This window comes from Nitrosomonas sp. (assembly GCF_019752095.1).
Taxonomy (GTDB): domain Bacteria; phylum Pseudomonadota; class Gammaproteobacteria; order Burkholderiales; family Nitrosomonadaceae; genus Nitrosomonas.
In genome coordinates, this window is sequence record NZ_JAIEMO010000008.1 from 16069 (window position 1) to 39816 (window position 23748).

Here is a 23748-nt window from a genome sequence, read left to right on the forward strand (position 1 = left end):
AGTAATCACGCAAATAAAAACCCTCTCTGAATTATCTTCAGAGAGGGTAAATTAATCCACTACAAAAACTACTCCTGTTTGGCCGGAGCTTCTGTGGCTTTCTCACCTTCGACGGTAATTGCATCGCGAAGTTGTTTGATAGTTCCTTGACCAATACCGCTTACTTTCGCTAAATCATCAACGGAAGCAAAGGTGCCGCTTTTTTCGCGATGCTCAATGATCGCTTTTGCTTTAGCAGGACCAATTCCTTGTAAAGATTCAAGCTCAGTTTGTGAAGCCGTATTGATATTGACCGCTGCGAGTGCAGTGCCGGTAAACAAGAATACCAGAGCCATCAGTAGAAACCATTTCTGCATAATATCTCCTTTATCAAAACAAATACTGATGCACACAACAAAACAAGCGCTTCAGTTTTTGTGGATTAAAAAATACCTGAATACATATATTGCTATGCACGCAGGTCAAAGTGATATCGGATTTTGTAGAAATTAATTTAGGGGGCATATTGATTAATGAATATTAATCAATATGCTATTGGATAATATTTATTAATCAAGCGTTACGAAAGCGTGAATGTTTGACAATCAAAATCGTAGCCAGTGGCAAAACAAAACCAATGATCGTGACGGTAATCAATAACTGCCCCAGTTCGCTATAATCTGCCGGAATGGTGATTTGGCCGGAAACAGTATCTTTCACTTCACGTTTCACTTCGTAAATCTGGTTGAGATACTTGGTTCCGAGTTGCGAAGCTGATAGTGCCAGATTGGTGAATGATGCCATTACGGCAAAAAAAGTGGCTTTAAGTTTTTCCGGTGCGGAATTGGCAATCCAAGCCAGCATTGGGATCATGGCAATCTGGCCGAGGGGCGATTCCAGTGCGGTATCAATCAATGCAATGAAACGGGCATCGACCACTCCGCCGGTCATAGCGGCTGTCCATTGATGCAGGCCAAAATACATACCTATGATCGGTAGTGAAAGAAATGTTCCTACGATAGTGAGAAAGCCAATGATATAGGCGATCGAGCGCTCAGCCATAAAACGGCGGAAAATGAACATGCCGAATAGCGTTAATGTGGCTCCCACCAATGACAAAACGGCAAGAAATTGCTGATCAAAGCCTAGTTCGTCAATCATCCACCAGGTAGAACCGGCACCGGGCCCAGGAATGGCGCGAAATATGAATATCAACACAGCCGTGCCCACTAGCACGTTGCGGGCCTCGGGCTCAAGCTCGCCGGTTAATCGCCACATCAAAAATATGACAATTACCATGGAGATGACAAAAATGAACTCCTCGCTGCCGGGCATGCGGCTCAGGCCAACGCTCAAGGATATGATTGTAAAAGCTAATCCACCGCCCAATATCCACCAGTTTACTTCCGGTGCTTCCGAGTGCATATTCAGTAACCTATCGACTTCCTGACGGCTGTGTCCCAACGCGAGAAAATGCTTGCGTTCGCGTCGACGTAACCAGGATGCAAAAACAACGCCAAAGATTGAAATCAGCGGAATAATCAAGGCGAGTTCATACACCAATAAATACACGGCTTCTTTTTCCACTTCTGGTAGTGATCCAGCGTCGCGGAGTACAAAAACATTGACAACGGATACCAGTACACCGCCGCCGATAATGGCGACTCGTCCCAAGGTTTGCATCGTGACATGCATCAGCTTGCGTTTCTCTAAATTCAGCTTATTGCCATTTTCATCGACACGCGGCACTGCTTCAACGGTCATGGCATCGGCAACCACATCCTGTAAAACATAACCGATCGGAGCCAGCAAGGCTGATGTTACAAACCAGGCTTCAACAGGAGCCATAGCGGTCATGGTCTCAGTATGTCCAAGCAAGCCAATCATGATCAACAGACTTAACATGATTAAACTGGCACCTAAATATACCAGCAAGCTCTTCCAGCGCCAGATAAGATCAACCAAATGCCCCATCGGCATTTTGAGTGCCCACGGCAACATCATCCAGAATCCTAGCATGGCTAGAAATTCGGCGGAAAGCCCAAGTTTTTCCTTGACGTAGAACGTGCCAACAATACTTGTCAGACCCGAGATGCCGGCGGCGACGTATACCATTAACGGTGGTAAATAAGACAACCGCATTTCACGTCCAAGGGCAAGAATATTGGCGCTAAACCATTGTGATATTACGGATAGAAAGCCGTTTTCCGGTAATAGATTCTTCATAAGTTTGATATGGTTATAATTGCTAAATGTCATTACTTTTGTTTGGGTCTTACACCGATTTGTACTGGGAAAGATTTTTCTTGTTTATTGCGAATGACTGTAACAGTTACCGTTGTCCCAGGTGGTAATGCGGCTACGTGATTGAGCATTTCCGATGAGTTTTTAAGTGATTTGTCCTCGATTGCAATCAGTATATCGCCTGGCTTCATTCCTGCTTTATCAGCCGGGCCGTCTTTGAGAGTACTGGCTATCAAGGCTCCCGATGGATTTTCCAGATTGAATGATTCTGCCAGCTCTTCTGTCATATCTTGCATGCTGACCCCTAACCAGCCACGGATTACACCACCAGACTGGATAATTTGTTCCATAATCTGCTTGGCAATATGTATCGGAATCGCAAAGCCGATGCCGAGCGAGCCGCCACTGCGGGAATAAATTGCAGTGTTAATTCCAATTAGGTTTCCTGCGGTGTCGGTCAATGCTCCACCAGAGTTGCCAGGATTAATTGCTGCGTCGGTTTGAATGAAATCTTCAAAGGTGTTAATTCCCACTCGACTCCTGCTCAGTGCACCAACAATTCCCATGGTAACACTTTGACCCACGGCAAAGGGATTGCCCACAGCGAGCACGACATCACCTACTTTAACCTGTTGTGATTGGCCAAATGCTATGGCAGGCAAATCTTTTAAGTTAATTTTTAGTACCGCCAAGTCTGTTTCAGGGTCGGAACCAATCAAGCGAGCTTTAGTTTTTCTGCCATCAACCAGCGCAACTTCAACTTCGTCTGCGGTTTCGACGACATGGTGATTAGTCAATATATAACCATTAGGACTGACAATAACTCCCGAACCCAGGCTTGAAGTACGTCTTGGTTTGGATTCCAACTGGTCACCGAAGAATCTGCGAAACGTAGGGTCGTTCAGCAAAGGATGGATAGGCTCCTTGACTTCTTTACTGGTAAAAATATTGACGACAGATGGCATGGCAATTTCGGCTGCTTTGGCATAGCTATCCGGTCTTTCTGATGTAACCGCAGGCGCAACTTCTCTTATGGTTACAATTTCTCCTCGTGGTTTCCAAGAGAGTAAATCCGGTCGCAGTGTAGATACGACAAAAAAAATAGCCAGCAATACTGTTGCGGTTTGTGCAAAAATCAACCAAAGTCTGTACATCAAAGTGTATTACCCCACAATAAAATAGTCGTAGCGATGAATATATTGCGATGCAATATAAGAAACCAAGGAGGAAATCAATGAATCGAGATAAGCTGGAAAATCATCTGAATCAATTATTGGATATACCCCGCTTTCAAGATTATTGCCCAAATGGCCTGCAAGTGGAAGGGCGCAGCGATATTCATATGGTTATTAGTGGTGTAACCGCTTCGCTTGATTTGCTGCAGGCGGCGCTGGCAGCTAAAGCAGACGCGGTTTTGGTTCATCACGGTTATTTCTGGCGTGGTGAAGATATGCGAATTACTGGTATAAAAAATCGCCGTATCGCTTTGTTAATGAATCATCAGATCAATTTATTTGCCTATCATTTGCCGCTAGATGCACATCCGCAATTTGGCAATAATGCACAATTGGGTCAGAAATTAGGGTTTGTTGAAAACGGCCGTTTCGGCGGGCAGGATATCATGATGCAGGGAGAACTCAAAGAAACCATGAGCTTGTCTGCGTTAGGTCACCAAATATCGCGAACCTTATTGCGTACGCCAATGATAATCGGTGATCTTGATAAAACCATACAGCGTATTGCCTGGTGCACCGGTTCTGCACAGAATTATTTTGACGCGGCGATTCTGCAAGGCGTTGACGCTTATTTAACAGGTGAGATTTCAGAACAGAATGTTCATGTTGCACGTGAATCGGGTGTTGCATTTATCGCCGCGGGGCATCATGCGACAGAACGCTATGGTGTACAAGCACTGGGCAATTACATTGCGCAGGAATTTGGAATACAACATCAATTTATTGATGTTGAAAATCCGGTGTAATGGGTGAAATTGACATCGAAATCATGTTGCGATAATTCTAATGCTGGTTTTTATTCATCTTTGTTTTTATCTTCTTTCGTTTTTTTTCCTGAAAACATGGTCCACCAGATAATAAAAAGAAATAAACCCATTGCCACAACTGCTTCGACTATTAGTAACCACATAATTTAAGAGTGCTATCACATAATTGAATTGAGCTACTACTTTAACCAAAATCAGATGAAAAACCAATTAAGTTTTATCGTTATTACTTCTTTTCTATGGCTTGTTGCCTGCACTACCGGAAGTATCAGTCCAACACCGCCACCGGCACAGTCTGATGAAGTTATAGCACCGTCTTCGCCTGAGAAGCCGCTGGCAAAGTCTATCCATAAGCGCGCGCAATGGTCTGCATTGACCGATTGGAATGGCGATGATCTACTTCCGGCATGGCAGGCTTTTTTGCAAAGTTGTAGAGTTTTAAGTAAACAACCCATTTGGCAGGAAAATTGCAGAATTGCCGCGTCACTGCAACATCCCAGCAATTCAACGTTAAAAAACTTTTTTGAAGCTTATTTCATTCCTTATCAAGTTATTAATGTCGATAATACTGAGGAAGGTTTGGTTACTGGTTACTATGAACCCTTGCTGAGAGGGAGTCGGGCATCCTCAAAACATTATCGTTTTCCAGTTTATGCCGCTCCTGATGAATTGTTAACCATCGAATTAGGCGAAGCCTATCCGGAGCTTAAAGATCTACGTTTGCGAGGGCGTTTGAATGGTCGCAAAGTGGTGCCCTACTACAGCAGAGCGGATATTATGAATAATCCGAAATTACTGAATGGATACGAGCTGTTATGGGTGGAAGACGAAGTTGAATTGTTTTTCCTACATGTGCAAGGCTCCGGGCGAATAGTGTTTGATAACGGCGAAGTGATGAAAATAGGTTTTGCCGATCAAAACGGATTTCCGTATAACTCGATTGGTAAGCTTCTGGTGCAACGTGGTGAACTGCCTCTGGAACAAGCATCCATGCAAGGTATTAAGCAATGGGGGCGACAAAACCCTAGTAAGCTGGCAGAGTTGTTACAGCAAAATGCGCGCTACGTATTTTTCCGCGAATTGCCATCCGATTTGTCAGGCCCCATCGGTGCTATGGGCGTGCCATTGACTGCTGGTAGAAGTATCGCTATTGATCCGCTATCAATTCCGCAGGGAGTGCCAGTGTTTCTGGCAACCACTTGGCCTAATACGAATAAGCCTTTGAACCGACTCATGGTGGCGCAAGACGTTGGTGGTGCGATAAAAGGTGGAGTGCGCGCGGATTTCTTTTGGGGATTTGGCCATGAAGCCGGAAATCAGGCAGGAAAAATGAAGCAGGCGGGGAAAATGTGGATACTAATGCCGAAGGAATATCAGCCAGTTACGCTTACGCAGCAATAAAAAAGCTTGCTGCAATTTATCAGCAAGCTTTTTTAGTTTCTTAGGTTTTATTTGTCCTTGCTCATGCTTTCCAGCTTTTCCTCAATGGCTGCAGCAGGAATCATCCCTCCAACAACCGAGCCATCAGCAAAAATTAGCGTCGGGGTGCCGGAAACTTTATTCTCACGGCCTGACTTTACCAAAGCTTCCAGCGGTGTTTCGCAGTCTTTTTCCGTTGGTGCGGTTCCTTTTAGCATAAAATCTTCCCACGCCTTGATTTGATTTTCAGCGCACCAGATTTTTTTTGATAACTCCATTGAGCCGTTAAGCACCGGGTAAAGCAGGTTATAAACGGTGATATTTGTGATGTTGATTAATTCTTTCTCCAATTGTTTGCAGTAAGGGCAATTGGGATCCGTATAAACTGCCACTTTGCGTTTTCCATCGCCCTTGACTGCTTTGATGGCATGTTGCAGAGGCAGGGAATCGAATGGCACGCGCCGCGCAGCCTTGATTTCTTGGATGCGCTCATTGGTCATGCTAGCCCGGGTTTTGGTATCGATAACATGACCGAAAAAGAGATAATTTGCTTTGTCATCGGAATAAAAGAGTTCGTCTCCTATAACGACTTCGTATAGACCTGAAAAAGGTGTTTTCTTTATACTGTCAATTTTCTGGCCTTCGAAATGGGGTTGAACAGCCTCCTTAACAGCTTCTTCATTGGCCCAGAGTGTTCCGGAAAAAAAACTTAATGATAGGATGAAAATGAAAAGCTTTAAGTGTGTAGCCATGACAACTCCAGTTTAAAAAGAAATTTAGTTCAAAGCGTGCCGTATCAATCGATTTTTAATCAATGGTAAGTGATTGGTTATTTCAAGCCCTAAATTGCGTATGCGGGCTAATGTCGGATTGGGATTGTTGAATAATTTCTGTAAGCCATCCGTGACCCATTCCAGAGCCAGAATATCTTCCTTGCGTGCCAGTTCGTAACACCGCAATAACATATAATTGCCACAATCTGTCAGCGCGTTTTGCGTGCTCAGTATAGCCGCAAGTTCCTGTGTGTCACGCAATCCAAGATTGACACCCTGACCAGCCAGCGGATGAATGCCATGCGCAGCATCACCGATTAGCACCAAGCGAGGCTTAACCAATTTTTTTACATGTACATAATTCAATGGAAAACCTACTGGCGGCGAAATCAGCTGCATTGTGCCCAGCGCATGTGAAGAAGCTTCTTCTACTTGCTGACAGAGTTTCTCCGCGGGCAAGTTGCGTAAAAAAACTGCGTGATCTTCAGTGGTAGACCAAACCATGGATATGCGCTTTCCTGGTAGCGGGAGTAACGCCAGTACACCATCCCGCCTGAACCATTGATGGGCAATCTGACGATGAGATAGTTCCGTGCTGAAATTGGCTACTACGCCAATTTGATGGTAAGCATGCCGCGATACCTCAATCTCAGCCTGTTTACGTACCCAAGAATTTACGCCATCTGCACCTATTATTAGTGCAGTTTCAAGTCGGGTGCCGTCTGACAGCTGCACATCGACATGCGTGTCATGCCAAGTGATTGCGGTACATTTTGCTGGGCAGAATATTTGTATATTTTCTTTTGAAGAACTGAGTGTTTGCCAGACAGCTGTTTGCAACTGACGGTTTTCAGCAATAAATGCCAATTCGGGTAAACCAATCTCGTACGCACTGAAATTAACATGTGCAGTATTGTCATCGCCAAATACTGCCATCTCATAAACTGGCGCTACCCGCTCAGCTTCTATCAGCTGCCATGCGCCCAGTTTTTGCAGGAAAGCAGCACTGCCCGGGCTAATCGCATACACCCGGCTATCCCAGCTCTCATCTTGAGGTGCCGGCGCGGATTCATGTGGTTCTATCAAGGCTATTTTTAGACCACTATCTTTAAGCGCAGCCACCAAGCTTGCACCGACGAGTCCGCCGCCGATTACTATGATATCGAATTTCATGAAATTGATTATACAGCTGCTTTGGTATGGACAGGTAACACAAAGTTAATCATCGTTGAAAGCAAATTCTTGGTTGTCCAGATCAACGGGCAGTCGTGTATTTTCAACAGATAAACCAAAGCTACTGATTTACCTCTAAAGTATCGGTAAACATTACACAATACCCTGAGAACACGCATAAACCCTTGTCATGTCACATTTTTGATCTTGACAAGCCATCCCCTCAAAGGCAAAATGCGACCCTTGTGTTTTAAGCGCGTGGCGAATTAGCTCAGTGGTTAGAGCAGCGGAATCATAATCCGTTGGTCCGGGGTTCAAATCCCTGATTCGCCACCATTCTTATGGGCAAGGATCGGTTTTAATGGCTAATCTTTTTAGAGTTGTCACGAGGGATGGAGAGGATAGCTTTTTCTCCGTTGCTATCAGCTAAGGCACTTCTTTTTTCTTCTGTTTTCTTATTCCTATACAGTACAACTTAGCCTTCGATAAATTTACGAATACTATGACTCAATAGTCTGCCGCAAGTTGTGTACTTTCGGCTTCGGAATGAATGCGCTATAGTGAATACTTTGGTTCAGATGTTACGCTAGATTCGAAATTGCAGAGTTATACATTATTTTCAGAGTCGATTAATTCTGTGTGTCAACGATTAGTTCAGTGTTTGATTTAATCAGCTCATAGCGTGAGTTCGGTCTGCGGTCCGTATCAAATTCATAAAGGGCAATCATGGCAAATTGGTTTAAAGACAACTCATTATCCATTGGACAAACTCCGTTAGTGCGGTTTAATCGGGTTGTTGATGGTGCGTCGGCAATCGTGTTGGGAAAAATTGAAGGGCGTAATCCGGCGTATTCGGTTAAGTGTCGCATTGGTGTGGCGATGATTGACGATGCCGAACGTAGAGGATTATTGGGACCTGGGAAAGAAATCATTGAAGCTACCAGCGGCAATACGGGAATTGCGTTGGCTTTCGTGGCAGCCGCGCGAGGCATTCCGTTGACTTTGACGATGCCGGAAACGATGAGCGTGGAACGGCGTAAGTTGTTGGTTGCATTGGGTGCCAAGCTGGAATTAACCGAAGGCGCGCGTGGTATGAATGGAGCTTTGGCGAAGGCGGAAGAAATTGTTGCTTCTGATCCGGGGCGCTATGTGTTGTTGCAACAATTCAAGAACCCAGCCAACCCGGAAATTCATGAAAAAACTACCGGACCAGAAATATGGAACGATACGGATGGTGCTGTTGATATTTTTGTAGCAGGCGTGGGTACAGGTGGCACGATTACTGGTGTTTCTCGCTATATCAAAAAAACGAGGGGTAAAGCCATTACTTCGGTGGCGGTTGAGCCCACCGCGAGTCCAGTATTGTCACAAAAGCGTGCTGGAGTTTCATTGGCACCCGGGCCACATAAAATTCAAGGTATTGGTGCTGGTTTTGTGCCTGATAATCTGGATCTTTCACTGGTGGATGAAATCGAGCAAGTTACCAATGAAGAGGCGATTCTATTTGCACGGCGCTTAGCGCGCGAGGAGGGTATTTTAGCTGGTATTTCCTGCGGTGCGGCTGTGGCGGCGGCAGTACGTCATGCTAAGCTTCCGCAGAATGCGGGGAAAACCATTGTAGTGATATTGCCTGATTCCGCTGAGCGTTACTTAAGCAGTATATTGTTCGAAGGTATGTTTAATGAACAAGGTTTGACAGCATAGTGAACACTATCAAGAGAACGCGCGATCTTTTGTTGCGCAGCACACATCTGGATGTAGACAGTATCGTTGCCGAATTGCGTGCATTACGCATGGCTTCATTAGAGAGCCGTAACCGGCATGATCGCCCGCCTAGGTTGCCGTCGCGTAGGATTTTAGCCAGTGTTGCGGAGGGTTTGAGTGCGGCTATGTTTCCTAATCGATTAGGCTCATCTGAATTGGCTGATGAAGGTATCGATCATTATGTCGGACATACGCTGAATATGACATTGCGTGAATTGATGGTGCAAATTCAGCATGAGTTGCACTATAACTCTGGTTTGGAAGTTCTTGGCGATGAAGATCGTGCACAATCGGTAGCAATTACGCAGGCGTTTGCAAAATATTTGCCGAAGGTCCGGTGTTTGTTGGAAACTGATATTAAGGCAGCGTATGAGGGCGATCCGGCGGCACGGAATGTGGACGAGGTATTGGTTTGTTATCCGGGTATTATGGCGATTACGCATTACCGGCTAGCGCATGTTTTGCACGGATTAGGGGTGCCTCTGATTGCGCGTATGATTTCTGAGATTGCGCATTCTGTGACTGGTATCGAAATTCACCCAGGCGCGCAGATCGGTGGCAGTTTCTTTATCGATCATGGTACCGGTGTGGTGATTGGAGAAACTGCAATCATTGGACAGAATGTGCGCTTATACCAGGCGGTTACACTGGGCGCCAAACGTTTCCCGGTGGACGAGAATGGTACGCTGGTGAAAGGTAACTTGCGTCATCCCATTGTGGAAGATGACGTGGTGATCTATGCTGGAGCAACGATTCTGGGACGCATTACCATAGGACGAGGATCGACGATCGGCGGTAATGTATGGCTGACGCGAAGCGTGCCGCCGGGCAGTAATATTTCTCAGGCACAGATGCGTCAGGAGGTGTTTGAGGGCGGTGCCGGGATTTAATCAATTGTTGATACCTTTAGGAATCACATGACTGCTGATAAAGTAATTCTCACGCTGGACGATGCCAAGAAAATAGCGATAGGTTCAGAGCTGGAAGCAATACGGAATGAATGGCCGGTTGTCATTGCTATTGTCGATGATGGTGGTCATTTGCTTTACTTGCAACGTTTGGATCATGCGCAGTATGGCAGTATCGATGTGGCGATTGAAAAAGCGCGTGCTGCAATTGCCTTTCGCCGTCCGACCAAGATATGGGAAGAAAATATTGCGGAAGGGCGATTGCGTTACCTGAATTTGCCCGGCACCTTGCCGATTGAAGGCGGACTGCCGATCATTGTTAATGATCAATTTGTCGGTGCAATCGGAGTCAGTGGCGTGAGATCTTTCCAGGATGCACAGATAGCTCAGGCTGGAATTGATGCGTTGTTGTCTTGATTTTCATGCGGAGAATTAGCAGAAGATCTCACGTGTGTTGATGTGGATATGAATTTGCATTACTTTTTTAGAGAAGAAATGGGCAGTTTGTAACAATCTTTAACTATGACTATGCTTATCTTCGTCTACCTGGATCAAGTAGATGAGGGTGATGACAGTAATCATCACTAAACGAAATGCAGCTTGCTGACTATTGGCGATTTCTGATTGCCACATTAAAAACCACTCCCCACCAATGGTCATAAATCCGGTGAACCACAGTAAGAAACCGAGAGTGAGGCCGAGTATTGCCAAGCTTTTTGCTTGATTGAAAGATGATGGATTTCTGATGTTCTGGCATAAGCGCAAGCCACCCAGCCAACATAGCCCAGCAATCAGAATTTCAGTAACAATGATCAGGCCATACGCCGCATGATGTAGAGAAGGAGATTCGATGGCCCGCCAGCGGCCCTGATTATCAGGAAAAGTCGTATCCATCAACAGAACATGTGCAGTGATGGAGAAATTTGAGTTGTAATCGGTGAGGTTATTGAATGCTACCAGCGATGTGTACAACGCAAAAGCCAATACCACCACAGTTTTTGACAATCGCGCGTACATGATAATACGTTTATGCTTTGGATATTTGTTAACCCCGGCCAGCGCTATTCAAACAGCGATAGGCCAGCCGGGATAGGATGCAACAAATTAGGAGGCTTGCTGAATGCCGGCTAATAACCATGTCGCATCTGGATCCTTGAGGTCTTTCTGCACATGCCAGATTTCATCAAATGCTTCTGGTTCGCCATCAGGTAAGTCTTTCAGTTGACCGGTAAAGCGGACGCTTGCGATGGCCATGTCATCAGTTGTTTCAACTTCTAACAAATTGGCGTCAATGAACATGACTTCCGTTTTTTGTTGCGCGTCGCCCCGTTCATTGACCTGTGCGCTAATTTCCGCCAGCATCTCAGGCGTTGTGTAGTCACGAATTTCATTGATATCACCATGGTCGTGAGCGGCCTGTAAGCGCATAAACGAAGCTTTTGCATTGCGTAAAAAGGGCTCCACTTTAAAATCTGCGGGAATATTAGGCTGCCGATAAGCTGCTTGACTGCCTGCAGTTGTGGTTCCGGCAGGGGGCGTGAACGCCGGGGTATTGAAGTTGTCGCGTGTATTGGTATTCATGCCCGAGTATTGCATGGAAGGCGATTGTTCAGCCTTGGGTTTGCGCAGCATACGAATGATGAAAAACACAGCGCCTACGAGTAATAGCATGGTTACGATATCCATCATGTTGATGTTTTCAAACGCGCCTCCCATAAAGAGTGCGGCCAATAAACCACCGGCGGCCAAGCCGGCTAATGCGCCACCCCACTTACTGCCGCCCGCAGCGGCTGCAGGTGCCGCGGCAGGTGCTTGTTGAGGAGCGGGTGCGGCTTGTTGCTGATTAACGGATTGACGCTGTTTGCCGAAACTTTTGCCACCGCCCATGCGTTTTGCTTCCGCATCAAAAGCAAGTAAGCCAAAACTGAAGATAGCTAAAGTCAGAAAGGTGAGTGTTCGCTTCATAATAATCTTCCAACTGTATTGTAAAGCGCTGAGTATAGCATCGGGTTTGTGTTGCCAGCTACATTGAATTTTTAGCTGAGTGAATGCTCCGGATTTTCCGGAGATAAAATGATTTGAGAGGAGGAAGAGATGAAGAATCAAATCAGTTATTCACCGGAAGTACGTGAACGAGCGGTAAGATTGGTATTTGAACACCAAAAGGAGTATGAATCGCAATGGTCGGCGATCAAATCGATCGCATCAAAGATTGGCTGTACAGCGGAGACATTGCGCACTTGGGTAAGACGAGCAGAGACTGATCAGGGAATTCGGGGCGGCATGTCGACTGCGGATCGTGAGCGACTCAAGGAATTGGAACGGGAGAATCGGGAATTAAAGCGAGCCAACGAGATATTACGTAAGGCATCGGCATATTTCGCGCAGGCGGAGTTCGGCCGCTGACCGAAATGATGGTGGTATTTGTCGATAAAAACAAAGAGAAATACGGGGGCGAGCCAATCTGTAGACAAATACAGATTTCCCCGTCGAGTTATTACGAACACAAAGGGCGCGAGCGAGATCCGGATCGATTGCCCGATCGCATCAAGCGGGATATGAGGCTGGAACTCGATATACACCGGGTATGGAAAGGCAACTTCCGGGTTTATGGTGCTCGCAAAGTATGGCGGCAGTTGTTGCGAGAAGGCATTGGCGTTGCTCGCTGCACAGTCGAGCGGTTGATGAAGAAGCTTGGGATGCAAGGTGTTCGGCGTGGCACGAAGTGTTGGACAACCATTGCAGATGACTTACTTGCCCGCCCAACAGATAAGGTTAGTCGGCAATTTGTGGCAACCCGGCCAAATCAATTGTGGGTTGCAGACATTACCTTTGTTGCAACGTGGACGGGATTTGTTTATGTGGCTTTTATCACCGATGTTTTTGCCAGGTATATTGTTGGTTGGCGAGTCAGTCGGTCATTGCATACCGATATGGTGCTCGATGCATTGGAGCAGGCATTGTGGGCACGGCGGGAAATCAAGGGATTAATTCATCATAGCGATCACGGTTGCTAATATTTGTCGATTCGCTACACGGAACGCCTGGCAGAAGCCAATATTGAAGCTTCTGTTGGCAGTGTCGGAGATTCTTATGACAATTCGCTGGCCGAAACAATTAACGAATTATACAAGACTGAGGTCATAAGGCATCGTGGTCCCTGGTGCAATATTGATGATGTGGAATTTGCTAGTTTGGAATGGGTGGACTGGTTCAATAATCATAGATTACCGGAGCCGATTGGAAATATTCCACCAGCAGAATTTGAAATGGAATGTTATCGCCAATTAAAGGCGTCAGCTGATGCAGCTTGACTCAAACCAAACAGCCTCCGGAAAATCCGGGGCGATTCAGAGTAAATTCTGAGTACGGTCTTTTTGTTGCAAAAAACACAGAATCTGATTTTCTAGCGTAATAACATTAGGCGAGGAATTGCCTCACTATTAATCCATACAATCGCATTCTGATTAAATTGCTGTCCGATTGAACGGGCGGTATTGAGATCCAACCCAGGAACAAAAAGGCTTTTCTCAGACGGCCATTTGCCAAATGGATCTACATTCAGGCTTTCAATCATCGCGTAAGCATGGTGATTCAAATAATTCCTGAGTAATTCGTGTGCAATTAGGTTCATTTCATTGCTTACGAGTCGGCTGCATGGATTGTATGCACTGATTATCGTAGCGAAGGATTGTTTAAATGTCTCAAGAAATTTGGTGAGTGGTTTTGAATGCTGGTCGATACGCAGGACCAATGCATCTGAGCCGGTCCCAACCTGATAGTGCGTGTTATGGTAGCTGGCGGTAAGGCTTTTAGCCACCAATGATCGGATCAAAGTCGTTGGCTTCAATAGCAGCGTGCATAACGCTGCATGAATCTGAGAGTTTGTTAATGATCACCGTGATCTTGATCGTGACTATGGCCATGATTATGGCCGTGATCTTGCGCAGCTTTCATGAGATCTTGGTGTTGTTCAGGTGTCATGTGACTTAACTTTAGAACAAAGGCCACCATTCCCCAAATAGCCTGATCATCATGGCTTAAGCCCCAGGCTGGCATGGCGGTCATTTTTAATCCGTTCTTTATTACCCAAAAATGTGATCTGGCGAGCTCCAATTGTTTGACTGGATCGTTGATAGGTTCGCGTTGATGGAATATGGGTGGCTGAGGATACAAACCGATTGAGAGCTCTGTCGGTTTGATACCGGGTGCCAAGTGGCAATCTATGCACATGGCGCTATAGTCTACGGCGCCTTGAGCAATTAGTTCTGTATCTTCCAGTGAAGGTACTGTCAAGTTCTTGGCGCGTGCCTCAATGGAACTTTCGCGTACCCATTCGATGATCTTCTCAGTGATGCCCCAGTGTTTTTCTGTGGCAGCCATATTGTAAGCGCCTGATCCAATAGCAATAATGGTCAGTATGAGTGATGCTAATAAAAGACTAAGAATTGTTTTCATCTTATGACCTTATAAAAATATCCTGTGCTTAGTTTCAACGTACAACAATCCCTTTTTCATAGTACTTTTAATTTTAGTGGGAATCAATTTGCATTGTGTGAATTTGTAGTTATAGATGTTGCAGAATTTTCTATGCCATCACTCGTGTTGTTTTTCAGTGTGGCTTTAATACTTGCATGATTTAGATGCGGTGCAAACATTTCGATAAAATCGAATATATAGCCGCGCAAATAACTATGGCGACTTATGCCGATACGCGTTGTGCTGGATTCAAATAGGTGGCTGGCATCAATAGACCTTAGGTTCTTGTCACGCTTGGCGTCAAAAGCCATATTAGCTAGAATGCCAACGCCCAATCCCAATTCCACGTAAGTTTTGATTACGTCTGAGTCGATTGCTGTCAATACTACGTTAGGCTCCAGTCCATGGTTTGCAAAGGCCTGATTAATTTTTGAGCGCCCAGTGAAAGCGAAGTCATAAGTAATAATGGGATATTGATTGATTGCTTCCAACGTAAGTTTTTTTGTTTTCAAGAGTGGATGCTTGGGTAGTACAATGACACATCGATTCCATTCATAGCATGGCAGCATGACAAGTTCATGGAATTGCTCAATGGCTTCCGTAGCGATTGCGACATCCGCTTCGCCGGAAGTTACTAAAGCTGAGATCTGCATCGGACTGCCTTGGCGCAGGATAAGTTTAACTTTTGGATAGCGCGTGGTAAAACGCTTGATTACAACCGGTAGCGCGTAGCGAGCCTGAGTATGAGTAGTTGCGATAGTGAGAGTGCCGCTTGCTTCATTGGTAAATTCCTGCGCAATTTTTTTCAGATTGTCAGCGTCGCGTAGCATTCGAGTGGCGGTTTGAATTACCAATTGTCCGGGAGGGGTGATTTTTACAATGCGCTTGCCATTGCGCAAAAAAATATCGACTCCGAGTTCGTGTTCAAGCATCTGGATTTGTTTGCTGATGGCTGGTTGGGAGGTGTGCAGATTTTTGGCCGCTTTGGACAAATTCATATCCTGACGAGCGGTTTCACACAAATAGCGAAGTTGTTGAAGTTTCATGGACCCGCCTAGTAATAATAAATGGTTATATACATCTAATATAATATTATTTTGATTTGTAAAAATGTATTGTTATCATAATAAACGACTAGAAAAGGAAATTGGAAGGCAGTTACTAAATCTATTCTGTCAGGTTCTCTGATCAACTTTGCTCACACTGCTTAATCAGCTGCTGTTAACACGCGAAAGACGATTATCGTTAGTTTTTGGTAGAATAACGAATTTGCTATTCTGTGTGTTGGTTGTGCGTATATCAACGACACCGGAATGCTGAAAGGTCACTGATCGATACGGTCAGGCTTGAAAAAAATCAAACAGGTGGTGAGTTGCTTATTTGTGAGCAGATTTTGGCAATTTCCATTAATGAAACAAGGATTGATTGATGAGTACGAATGTAGAGAATAAACCTAAACAAGTGAGCTGGTTTAATGGTTGTGGCGGACGGATTGGTATAGTGGTGGGTGAAAGCGGTGAGCATGCTTATATTGGCGTGGCGTTGAAGCATGATGAAGACGATGACGTGGACCATATTATGAAGTATGGTGCCAAATTTCCATTGGATGCGGCATTGTTGCTGCCAGTATCTAAGCATTATTCCCAAGAATCCTAAAGGCCTTTTGGGTATCTTCGAACAAATAAGCGAGGAAATTAAATATGTATCGCTATGATGAATATGATCAACGAATAGTGGATGAACGTGTCAAGCAGTACCGTGACCAGGTGCGTCGGCGCTTATCAGGGGAATTGACCGAGGAGGAGTTTCTCCCTTTGCGGCTGCAGAACGGGCTATACATGCAAATTCATGCCTACATGCTGCGGATTGCAGTGCCGTATGGCCTGATATCTTCTAAGCAAATGCGCATGTTTGCTCATATTGCACGTAAATATGACCGTGGCTATGGTCATTTCACAACACGTCAAAATATTCAGTTTAACTGGCTTAAATTGGAAGATACACCGGATATTCTGGCGGATTTGGCATCTGTGGAAATGCACGCCATTCAAACCTCTGGGAATTGTGTGCGTAATATTACGTCGGATGAGTTTGCTGGCGTGGCGCAGGATGAGATGGTTGACCCACGTCCGTATGCAGAGATTTTGCGTCAATGGAGCACTTTCCATCCGGAATTTGCGTATCTGCCACGAAAATTTAAGATCGCCATCAGCGGTGGAAAAGAGGATCGTGCTGCTATTTATGCGCATGACATTGGACTGGCGGTGACAAAGAATGCACAAGGAGAAGTCGGCTTCCGTGTATTGGTGGGCGGTGGATTGGGGCGAACACCGATCATTGGTAGTGAAATTTGTGAGTTTGTACCATGGCAGCACATTCTGACCTATGTCGAATCTATTTTGCGCGTGTACAACCAATATGGTCGCCGCGATAACAAATATAAAGCACGCATCAAGATACTGGTGAAAGCGCTTGGAGTTGATGAATTCAGGCGTAAGGTGGAGGCCGATTGGGTTGACCTCAAGGATGGTCATGGCACACTTACCTCTGATGAAGTCAATCGTGTCACCTCTTTCTTTGTTGATCCATCTTATGAAACACTAACCGATCATGATCCAAGATTAAACGAATTCAAAGCGGACAGCCGTTCATTCTCGAACTGGTTATCGTGCAACGTTAAACCTCATCGCATTCCCGGCTACGCGATAGTTGTTTTGTCGTTGAAGAAACCTGGTGAGGCTCCTGGCGATGCTACGGCTCGGCAAATGGAAGCGGTTGCAGATTTAGCGGATCGGTATAGCTTTGGTGAGTTACGTATTACGCACAAGCAAAATCTGGTATTGGCGGATGTCAGGCAGAAAGATTTGATCCGCTTATGGCAAGAATCAACCGAGCATGAATTGACCACACCCAATATTGGCATGTTGACCGATATTATTAGTTGTCCCGGCGCGGAATTTTGCACGCTTGCCAATGCTCGCTCGATACCGTTGGCGAAGGTAATTTCCGAATGCTTTGAAGATCTGGACTATCAACATGATATTGGTGAGGTTACGTTGAATATTTCGGGGTGTGTGAATGCTTGCGGGCAGCACCATATTGGCAATATTGGTATCACGGGTGTGGAAAAGAAAGATCACGATGAGTGGTATCAAGTTTCGATTGGTGGTGCGGAAGGCAATGACAGTTCGATTAGCAAAATTATTGGCCCGTCATTTACTTTTAATCAGGTACCGGAAGTTATCGAACGTTTGATTCATGTATATTTGCGCGAACGTACAGAAACTGAGCGCTTCATCGATACGGTGCGTCGTATTGGTCATGCGCCGTTTAAAGAGCATGTATACGCTACTGACTTTGTAGCTCAGGAAGAGAAAGTTGCTGACAAGCATAGCGTAGAGCCTGCGCAGTACGAAATTCCCTTTTATTCACCAAGGTTTTAATTGAGATGATCATAAAAAATAAAACTATCGTTGCGGACGATTGGACGGTCTTACGGTTAAAGGAACAAGATACAGCTGAGAGCGCGATAGTTGTGCCAGGGAAAGTCATTGTTCCGCTAAAAGTATGGCAAGCTCAGCGCGAAACGTTACAGCAGCGCAAAGACATTGGTGTTTGGCTGGCTAGTGATGAGTGCCCGGAAGATTTAAAGGATGATGTACACAGGTTTACTGTGATTGCAGTTGATTTTTCGAAATTTTCAGATGGTCGGGGGTATTCCATTGCTTATAATCTGCGCGCGCGGTTCGGTTATAAGGGAGAATTGCGGGCGATCGGTGATGTGCTGCGCGATCAATTGTTTTACATGCAGCGTGTCGGTTTTGATGCTTTTGCGCCTCGTCCGGATCGAAAAATAGAAGATGCAATAAAGGGGCTCAGTGATTTCTCTGAGGTTTATCAGACTTCTTTTGATCCAGCCTTACCATTATTCCAGCGCACGCAACGCAAAGGGAATTCGACTGCAGGCACGTTCAATGAGTAACTTGCAGCATAGAGTTGATCAGGTTGTTGCGGTTCTGACTGAAATCGTGCGTGATTATGCACCTGTAGCATTTGCTAATAGCCTGGGTGCTGAAGATATGGTGCTTACGGACATCATCGATCGACATCATATCGAGATCGAAATGTTTAGTCTGGATACTGGGCGTTTGCCGCAGGAAACTTATGATTTGATGCAAACTGTGCAAGAGCGCTACAAAACTAAGTTGCGTATTTATTTTCCCAATGTGAAGCAGGTTGAAGCATACGTTGCAGAGCATGGTGTCAATGGCTTTTATCAAAGCGTTGATTTACGTAAAAATTGCTGCTACATCCGTAAAGTGGAACCATTGCGTCGTGCCTTGCAGGGTAAGCGAGCATGGGTCACCGGAATTAGGCGTGAGCAGGCATCAACTCGTGCAAACCTGAAAGTGTCCACTTACGATATGGACAATCGCATGCAAAAGGTTAATCCATTGCTGGAATGGACTAATGCGGAAGTTTGGGAGTATCTTAAACACTATGAAGTGCCTTATAACAAACTGCATGACAAATTTTATCCCAGTATCGGCTGCGCTCCCTGTACGCGCGCTATTACACCGGGAGAAGATATACGCTCCGGGCGCTGGTGGTGGGAAACTCCGGAAACCAAGGAATGCGGATTGCATGCCGACAAGGTAATCCAATCAAAATAGCTGCGATTATTAGTAACGCCCTATCTGTTTTTGTCAGAGCAATCTATCTAGGATTTGCACAAATTATTATTTGTTGAGAAAAAGCGAATGAGTCATCACGCCTATCTGGCTAATCTTGAGGGGATTCCATACCTGGTCGTGGCGATTACAAGATAGATCTGGTAGATTTTCTCTATTCCTGATCTACGCATATAAAACACATTATGTTGTTGATACAATGGGAACTGTTAGGAAAATAATAAATCGAGTCAACGCAATATGAATATAATCAATCATTCAGATCTGAAACTAAATGGATGCACTATTCTGGTGGTGGAGGATAATGAATTGAATCAACAGGTGGCCCAAGGGCTACTCGAATATAATGGGGCTGTTGTATCTATTGCAGGTAACGGACAAGAAGCGCTGGATAAGTTGAGTAAGGAAAATTTTGATTGTGTATTGATGGATATTCAGATGCCTGTTATGGATGGTTTAGAGGCTACTAAGATGATTCGGGCTAATCCGCAGTGGTCCAATATGCCGATTATCGCGGTAACGGCCCATGCAGATCAGCGCTATAAGGATTCATGTCGGAGCGTTGGTATGAATGACTTTTTAATCAAGCCAATTGATCCAGAACAGCTAGTCAGAATCATATTAAAGTGGCTGCTATCAGAACGAGCGGTTATGAACGGTTGTGGAAATTCAAAGTTTTGAATTTAGGCGGACAATATTGCTGCAGATCATGATGGCTTATTTTCCCATTGTAATAAAATAATTAATAAATATACGGAATTATGACAAAAATGGATGCAACGTTTCACACTCGACAGGAAACAATGGCTACTTTATCAAATTTTAACTTTGACTTCACAATCGCTGATCTTTATCGTCGCGATGGCTTGGTTAGATTGGATGAGGTATTTCTGGAGTTTCTTCGCACCGGTGATGAGGCATTATATGAAAAACTGGTACATGCGCGTGTGCATCCTGATGATTTGTTACCCAAAGACGAGTCTGCATTGTTAATTGAGATTGCGCCTTGGTTGGAAGACTTTGTTGCTCGGTTGTTTAACATTGAGAATGAAGTGCAACAATTAGCAGCACAACATCATGAACTAGCTCCACTGTATTTTTGCAAGCGGCAATTTGTACAACGCCGAGCCAGGGGGAAAGTTAGTGATGAAGAATTGGCTGGCATTGATGGATTGACTCTTGAAAAGGAACTTGCTGCAGAATTTGGTGAAGCTTTCTCTGAATTGGTTTTTGCTACTAAAGTAACGCAGTGGATGGATGCGGAGGCGGATAATGAATCCCAGTTGAACAAAGCGCTTCACTATGCTGCTTGGGCACTACGAACACCGGCTGGACAGCAACGTACGCAGCAAGGTATTTTATTTAAGTCACCTGCCAAATTGGATTTTCAGCATCTGTTGTCGCTAGAAACGGATGAGTCGGCAGGGTATCCGGTGCATCGGCTTGGTCATTTGCGTGAACGCAATGGTTTTGCGTTGACCGATAATGGAACGGATCTGATGGGGGCACTTGATGAAGCTAATTACTGCATCTGGTGTCATGAGCAAGGTAAGGATTCATGCTCTAAGGGTTTGATGCAGAAATCTAAATCACCGGATGAGCCTCCTGCTTTCAAACGCAGTGAGTTGGGCGCACTGCTCGCGGGTTGTCCGCTGGAAGAGCGCATTTCCGAATTTCATAAACTCAAAACACAAGGCGTCGCAGTAGGCAGTTTGGCCATGATCGCACTGGATAATCCGATGTGTGCCGGAACTGGTCATCGCATTTGTAATGATTGCATGAAATCATGTATTTATCAGAAGCAAGAGCCGGTTGATATCCCTCAGGCTGAGACACGAACGCTGAAAGACGTGCTGGCATTGCCATGGGGATTTGAAATTTATAGTTTACTGACACGCTGGAATCCTTTGAACTTACATAGACCGGTGCCGAAGTCGCCATCCGGCCGCAAGGTGCTGGTAGTCGGCATGGGGCCGGCCGGATATACGCTGGCGCATCATTTAATGAATGAAGGCCACACGGTGGTGGGCATTGACGGGCTTAAGATTGAATTTTTGCCGGAAGAGATATCAGGGGTGAATTTAAAGGGTGAACGGGTGCCATTTCAGGCGATCCGGCTGGCTAGTACGCTAGAAGAAAACTTGGAGCAGCGTATGCCGGGTGGTTTTGGTGGGGTGGCAGAATATGGAATTACTGTGCGTTGGAATAAAAACTTTCTCAAATTGATTCGGTTGTTGCTGGAACGCAGAGAAGAATTTGCATTGTTTGGAGGTGTGCGTTTTGGCGGCACGTTGACTGCCGATGATGCATTTGCTATGGGATTTGACCATATTGCTCTAGCTGCAGGGGCTGGACGACCCACTGTGCTGGATATGCCGAACGGGTTAGCGCGTGGGGTGCGTGCCGCATCGGATTTCTTGATGGGCTTGCAACTTACGGGTGCTGCGCAGAACGATTCGATTGCGAACATGCAATTACGTTTGCCTGTGGTGGTTATTGGTGGTGGGTTGACGGCCATTGATACAGCAACTGAAGCGCTGGCATATTATCCAGTTCAGGTGGAAAAATTTCTGCAGCGCTATGAAATAATGGCAGTAGTGCAAGGTGAAGCTGCGATTCGTGAAGCGTGGGACGATGAGGAGCAAGAAATTGCTGACGAGCTTCTTAATCATGCACGAGCCATTCGGGCAGAACGTCGGGATGCAGAAAAGGAGGGGCGTGCACCGCGTATCATCAATCTGCTGCAAGCTTGGGGCGGAGCGACGATAGCTTATCGGAAGCGCTTGATTGATAGTCCTTCTTATACGTTGAATCATGAAGAAGTGGAAAAGGCGCTGGAAGAAGGCATCTGGTTTGCTGAAGGAATGACGCCAGAGCGCGTTAATGTAGATCAATGGGGACACACGCAATCGGTGCAATTTGGGGTGCAGAAACGGGATGAAACTGGACAATGGCAAAATGCGTGCAATGTAGAGTTGCCAGCACGTGCATTGTTGGTTGCTGCTGGTACCCAGCCTAATACAGTGCTGGCCCGGGAAGATGAAAAACTATTCAAACTCAACGGCCGTTATTTTGCTGCCTGCGATGAGGAAGGGAATCCAGTGCAACCTGTTTATGGTAACCCCAAACCAGAAACATCGATGGTGTTGCTCAGTCGTTATCGGGATGGCCAGGATGGCCGCTTTATCAGTTTTTTTGGTGATTTGCATCCATCCTATTCTGGGAATGTAGTGAAGGCGATGTCGAGTGCTAAGCAGGGTTATCCCGTGGTGCATCGGGTATTGGAGCGGGTTAAGCCAAAGTTGAATCAGTCGATACAGCAGTTTTTTGCAGGCTTGAATAATCAGCTACGTCCAACGGTTTATAAAATAGAGAGGCTTGCTCCCAATATCATTGAAGTGGTTGTGCATGCTCCAATGGCAGCAGAGCATTTTCAGCCGGGTCAATTTTATCGCTTTCAGAATTATGCAACGCTGGCAACAATTGCCGGGAATACTAGGCTGGCGATGGAGGGTTTGGCGCTGACAGGTGCATCGGTGGATAGCGAACGCGGATTGGTTTCACTCGTTGTTTTGGAAATGGGTGGATCTTCTAATTTGTGTGCGATGCTGAAACCGGGCGAGCCGGTTGTGCTGATGGGGCCTACCGGAACACCGACAGAAATCCCGGAGGATAAGACTGTGGTGTTAGTGGGTGGTGGTTTAGGCAATGCGGTGTTGTTTTCTATTGGGGCGGCCGCGCGTGCGGCCGGGTCGAAGGTGTTATATTTTGCTGGTTATAAGAAATTGGTCGATCGATATAAAGTGGCTGAAATCGAGGCCGCAGCAGACATTGTCGTATGGTGCTGCGATGAATCGCCAGGTTTTACAGCTACGCGCCCTCAGGATAAAAGTTATGTAGGAAATATCGTGCAAGCAATGGTGGCTTATGCCAGTGGTGAATTAGGTGTGCAACCGGTGGCGCTGACTGAAGCCGATCATATTATTGCAATCGGCTCAGATCGCATGATGGCTGCTGTCGGACTAGCTCGTCATAACCAGTTGAAGCCTTACTTGAAAGCAGATCATTTTGCAATTGGCTCGATTAACTCGCCAATGCAGTGCATGATGAAAGAGATTTGCGCGCAATGCCTGCAACCGCATCAGGATCCGGAAACAGGAAAAATTACGTATGTGTTTTCTTGCTTCAATCAAGATCAACCTTTGGATCAAGTGGATTTCTCGGGATTGAATACACGTCTGCGCCAAAATACTGTGCAAGAAAAACTAACAAATCGATGGGTTGATCGTTGTTTAAAAAACGGAGTCTGAGCTGTA

21 protein-coding genes, 1 tRNA gene, 1 pseudogene and 1 other annotated feature are annotated in these 23748 nt (G+C 45.6%); of the genes and pseudogenes, 13 read left to right on the forward strand and 10 right to left on the reverse strand.

Annotated features, from left to right (window positions below):
* Positions 1–68 precede the first annotated feature (68 nt).
* The 3 genes from K2Q13_RS03265 to K2Q13_RS03275 all read right to left on the reverse strand — a co-directional run bounded on the left by K2Q13_RS03265 (position 69) and on the right by K2Q13_RS03275 (position 3377).
* Positions 69–356, reverse strand: coding sequence for a ComEA family DNA-binding protein (locus K2Q13_RS03265; protein WP_292919232.1), 288 nt, complete (start codon positions 354–356; stop codon positions 69–71).
* Between the two features lie 196 nt (positions 357–552).
* Positions 553–2205 (reverse strand): hypothetical protein, encoded by a 1653-nt coding sequence (locus tag K2Q13_RS03270; protein ID WP_292919233.1) that lies wholly within the window; start codon positions 2203–2205, stop codon positions 553–555.
* Between the two features lie 32 nt (positions 2206–2237).
* Positions 2238–3377, reverse strand: coding sequence for a Do family serine endopeptidase (locus tag K2Q13_RS03275; protein WP_292919234.1), 1140 nt, complete (start codon positions 3375–3377; stop codon positions 2238–2240).
* 80 nt (positions 3378–3457) lie between these two features.
* On the opposite strand from K2Q13_RS03275, the gene K2Q13_RS03280 reads away from it, so the two are divergent.
* Both K2Q13_RS03280 and K2Q13_RS03285 read left to right on the forward strand, forming a co-directional pair.
* Positions 3458–4204, forward strand: coding sequence for a Nif3-like dinuclear metal center hexameric protein (locus K2Q13_RS03280; protein ID WP_292919235.1), 747 nt, complete (start codon positions 3458–3460; stop codon positions 4202–4204).
* 219 nt (positions 4205–4423) lie between these two features.
* Complete coding sequence (locus K2Q13_RS03285; RefSeq protein WP_292919236.1) at positions 4424–5626, forward strand: murein transglycosylase A; 1203 nt, start codon at positions 4424–4426, stop codon at positions 5624–5626.
* A gap of 47 nt (positions 5627–5673) precedes the next feature.
* Here K2Q13_RS03285 and K2Q13_RS03290 read toward each other — a convergent pair whose 3' ends face one another.
* Together K2Q13_RS03290 and K2Q13_RS03295 are read right to left on the reverse strand one after the other, a co-directional pair.
* Complete coding sequence (locus K2Q13_RS03290; protein WP_292919237.1) at positions 5674–6396, reverse strand: DsbC family protein; 723 nt, start codon at positions 6394–6396, stop codon at positions 5674–5676.
* A 24-nt stretch (positions 6397–6420) separates the two neighbouring features.
* Positions 6421–7590 (reverse strand): UbiH/UbiF family hydroxylase, encoded by a 1170-nt coding sequence (locus K2Q13_RS03295; protein WP_292919238.1) that lies wholly within the window; start codon positions 7588–7590, stop codon positions 6421–6423.
* A 260-nt stretch (positions 7591–7850) separates the two neighbouring features.
* Between K2Q13_RS03295 and K2Q13_RS03300 the strand changes: the two genes are divergently transcribed.
* The 4 genes from K2Q13_RS03300 to K2Q13_RS03315 all read left to right on the forward strand — a co-directional run bounded on the left by K2Q13_RS03300 (position 7851) and on the right by K2Q13_RS03315 (position 10679).
* Positions 7851–7926, forward strand: a tRNA-Met gene (locus K2Q13_RS03300).
* A gap of 390 nt (positions 7927–8316) precedes the next feature.
* Positions 8317–9294, forward strand: a complete 978-nt coding sequence (gene cysK / locus K2Q13_RS03305; protein ID WP_292919239.1) for a cysteine synthase A — start codon at positions 8317–8319, stop codon at positions 9292–9294.
* An 89-nt stretch (positions 9295–9383) separates the two neighbouring features.
* A complete protein-coding gene (gene epsC / locus K2Q13_RS03310) occupies positions 9384–10244 on the forward strand; it encodes a serine O-acetyltransferase EpsC (protein WP_292919328.1) in 861 nt (286 codons plus the stop codon).
* A gap of 27 nt (positions 10245–10271) precedes the next feature.
* Positions 10272–10679: a heme-binding protein gene (locus K2Q13_RS03315; RefSeq protein WP_292919240.1), complete on the forward strand. Its 408-nt coding sequence runs from the start codon at positions 10272–10274 to the stop codon at positions 10677–10679.
* A 99-nt stretch (positions 10680–10778) separates the two neighbouring features.
* Here the strand turns inward: K2Q13_RS03315 and K2Q13_RS03320 are convergent, their stop codons facing one another.
* Complete coding sequence (locus K2Q13_RS03320; RefSeq protein WP_292919241.1) at positions 10779–11279, reverse strand: DUF2165 domain-containing protein; 501 nt, start codon at positions 11277–11279, stop codon at positions 10779–10781.
* 87 nt (positions 11280–11366) lie between these two features.
* Positions 11367–12227, reverse strand: a complete 861-nt coding sequence (locus K2Q13_RS03325; RefSeq protein ID WP_292919242.1) for a Tim44-like domain-containing protein — start codon at positions 12225–12227, stop codon at positions 11367–11369.
* 129 nt (positions 12228–12356) lie between these two features.
* On the opposite strand from K2Q13_RS03325, the pseudogene K2Q13_RS03330 reads away from it, so the two are divergent.
* Positions 12357–13576: pseudogene (locus tag K2Q13_RS03330) on the forward strand (IS3 family transposase).
* Positions 12635–12751, forward strand: a sequence feature (AL1L pseudoknot). Its footprint overlaps the pseudogene before it by 117 nt.
* A gap of 92 nt (positions 13577–13668) precedes the next feature.
* On the opposite strand, the gene K2Q13_RS03335 reads toward K2Q13_RS03330, so the two are convergent.
* From K2Q13_RS03335 to cysB, 3 genes are all read right to left on the reverse strand, one after another.
* Positions 13669–14097: a DUF3293 domain-containing protein gene (locus tag K2Q13_RS03335; RefSeq protein ID WP_292919243.1), complete on the reverse strand. Its 429-nt coding sequence runs from the start codon at positions 14095–14097 to the stop codon at positions 13669–13671.
* Positions 14098–14150: 53 nt separating this feature from the next.
* Entirely contained in the window at positions 14151–14720 is a 570-nt protein-coding gene (locus tag K2Q13_RS03340; RefSeq protein WP_292919244.1) for a c-type cytochrome, read from the reverse strand.
* Positions 14721–14803: 83 nt separating this feature from the next.
* Positions 14804–15787 carry an HTH-type transcriptional regulator CysB gene (cysB, locus tag K2Q13_RS03345; protein ID WP_292919245.1) on the reverse strand — a complete coding sequence of 328 codons (984 nt, stop codon included), beginning with the start codon at positions 15785–15787 and terminating at the stop codon, positions 14804–14806.
* A 382-nt stretch (positions 15788–16169) separates the two neighbouring features.
* Between cysB and K2Q13_RS03350 the strand changes: the two genes are divergently transcribed.
* The 6 genes from K2Q13_RS03350 to K2Q13_RS03375 all read left to right on the forward strand — a co-directional run bounded on the left by K2Q13_RS03350 (position 16170) and on the right by K2Q13_RS03375 (position 23742).
* Positions 16170–16397, forward strand: a complete 228-nt coding sequence (locus K2Q13_RS03350; RefSeq protein ID WP_292919246.1) for a hypothetical protein — start codon at positions 16170–16172, stop codon at positions 16395–16397.
* 44 nt (positions 16398–16441) lie between these two features.
* Entirely contained in the window at positions 16442–18184 is a 1743-nt protein-coding gene (locus tag K2Q13_RS03355) for a nitrite/sulfite reductase (protein WP_292919247.1), read from the forward strand.
* Between the two features lie 5 nt (positions 18185–18189).
* Entirely contained in the window at positions 18190–18723 is a 534-nt protein-coding gene (locus K2Q13_RS03360) for a DUF934 domain-containing protein (protein WP_292919248.1), read from the forward strand.
* Positions 18716–19414, forward strand: coding sequence for a phosphoadenylyl-sulfate reductase (locus K2Q13_RS03365; RefSeq protein WP_292919249.1), 699 nt, complete (start codon positions 18716–18718; stop codon positions 19412–19414). The genes K2Q13_RS03360 and K2Q13_RS03365 overlap by 8 nt, the downstream gene beginning before the upstream one ends.
* Positions 19415–19672: 258 nt before the next feature.
* Entirely contained in the window at positions 19673–20113 is a 441-nt protein-coding gene (locus K2Q13_RS03370) for a response regulator (RefSeq protein ID WP_292919250.1), read from the forward strand.
* 89 nt (positions 20114–20202) lie between these two features.
* Positions 20203–23742 carry an FAD-dependent oxidoreductase gene (locus tag K2Q13_RS03375; RefSeq protein ID WP_292919251.1) on the forward strand — a complete coding sequence of 1180 codons (3540 nt, stop codon included), beginning with the start codon at positions 20203–20205 and terminating at the stop codon, positions 23740–23742.
* The last annotated feature ends 6 nt before the right edge of the window (positions 23743–23748 follow it).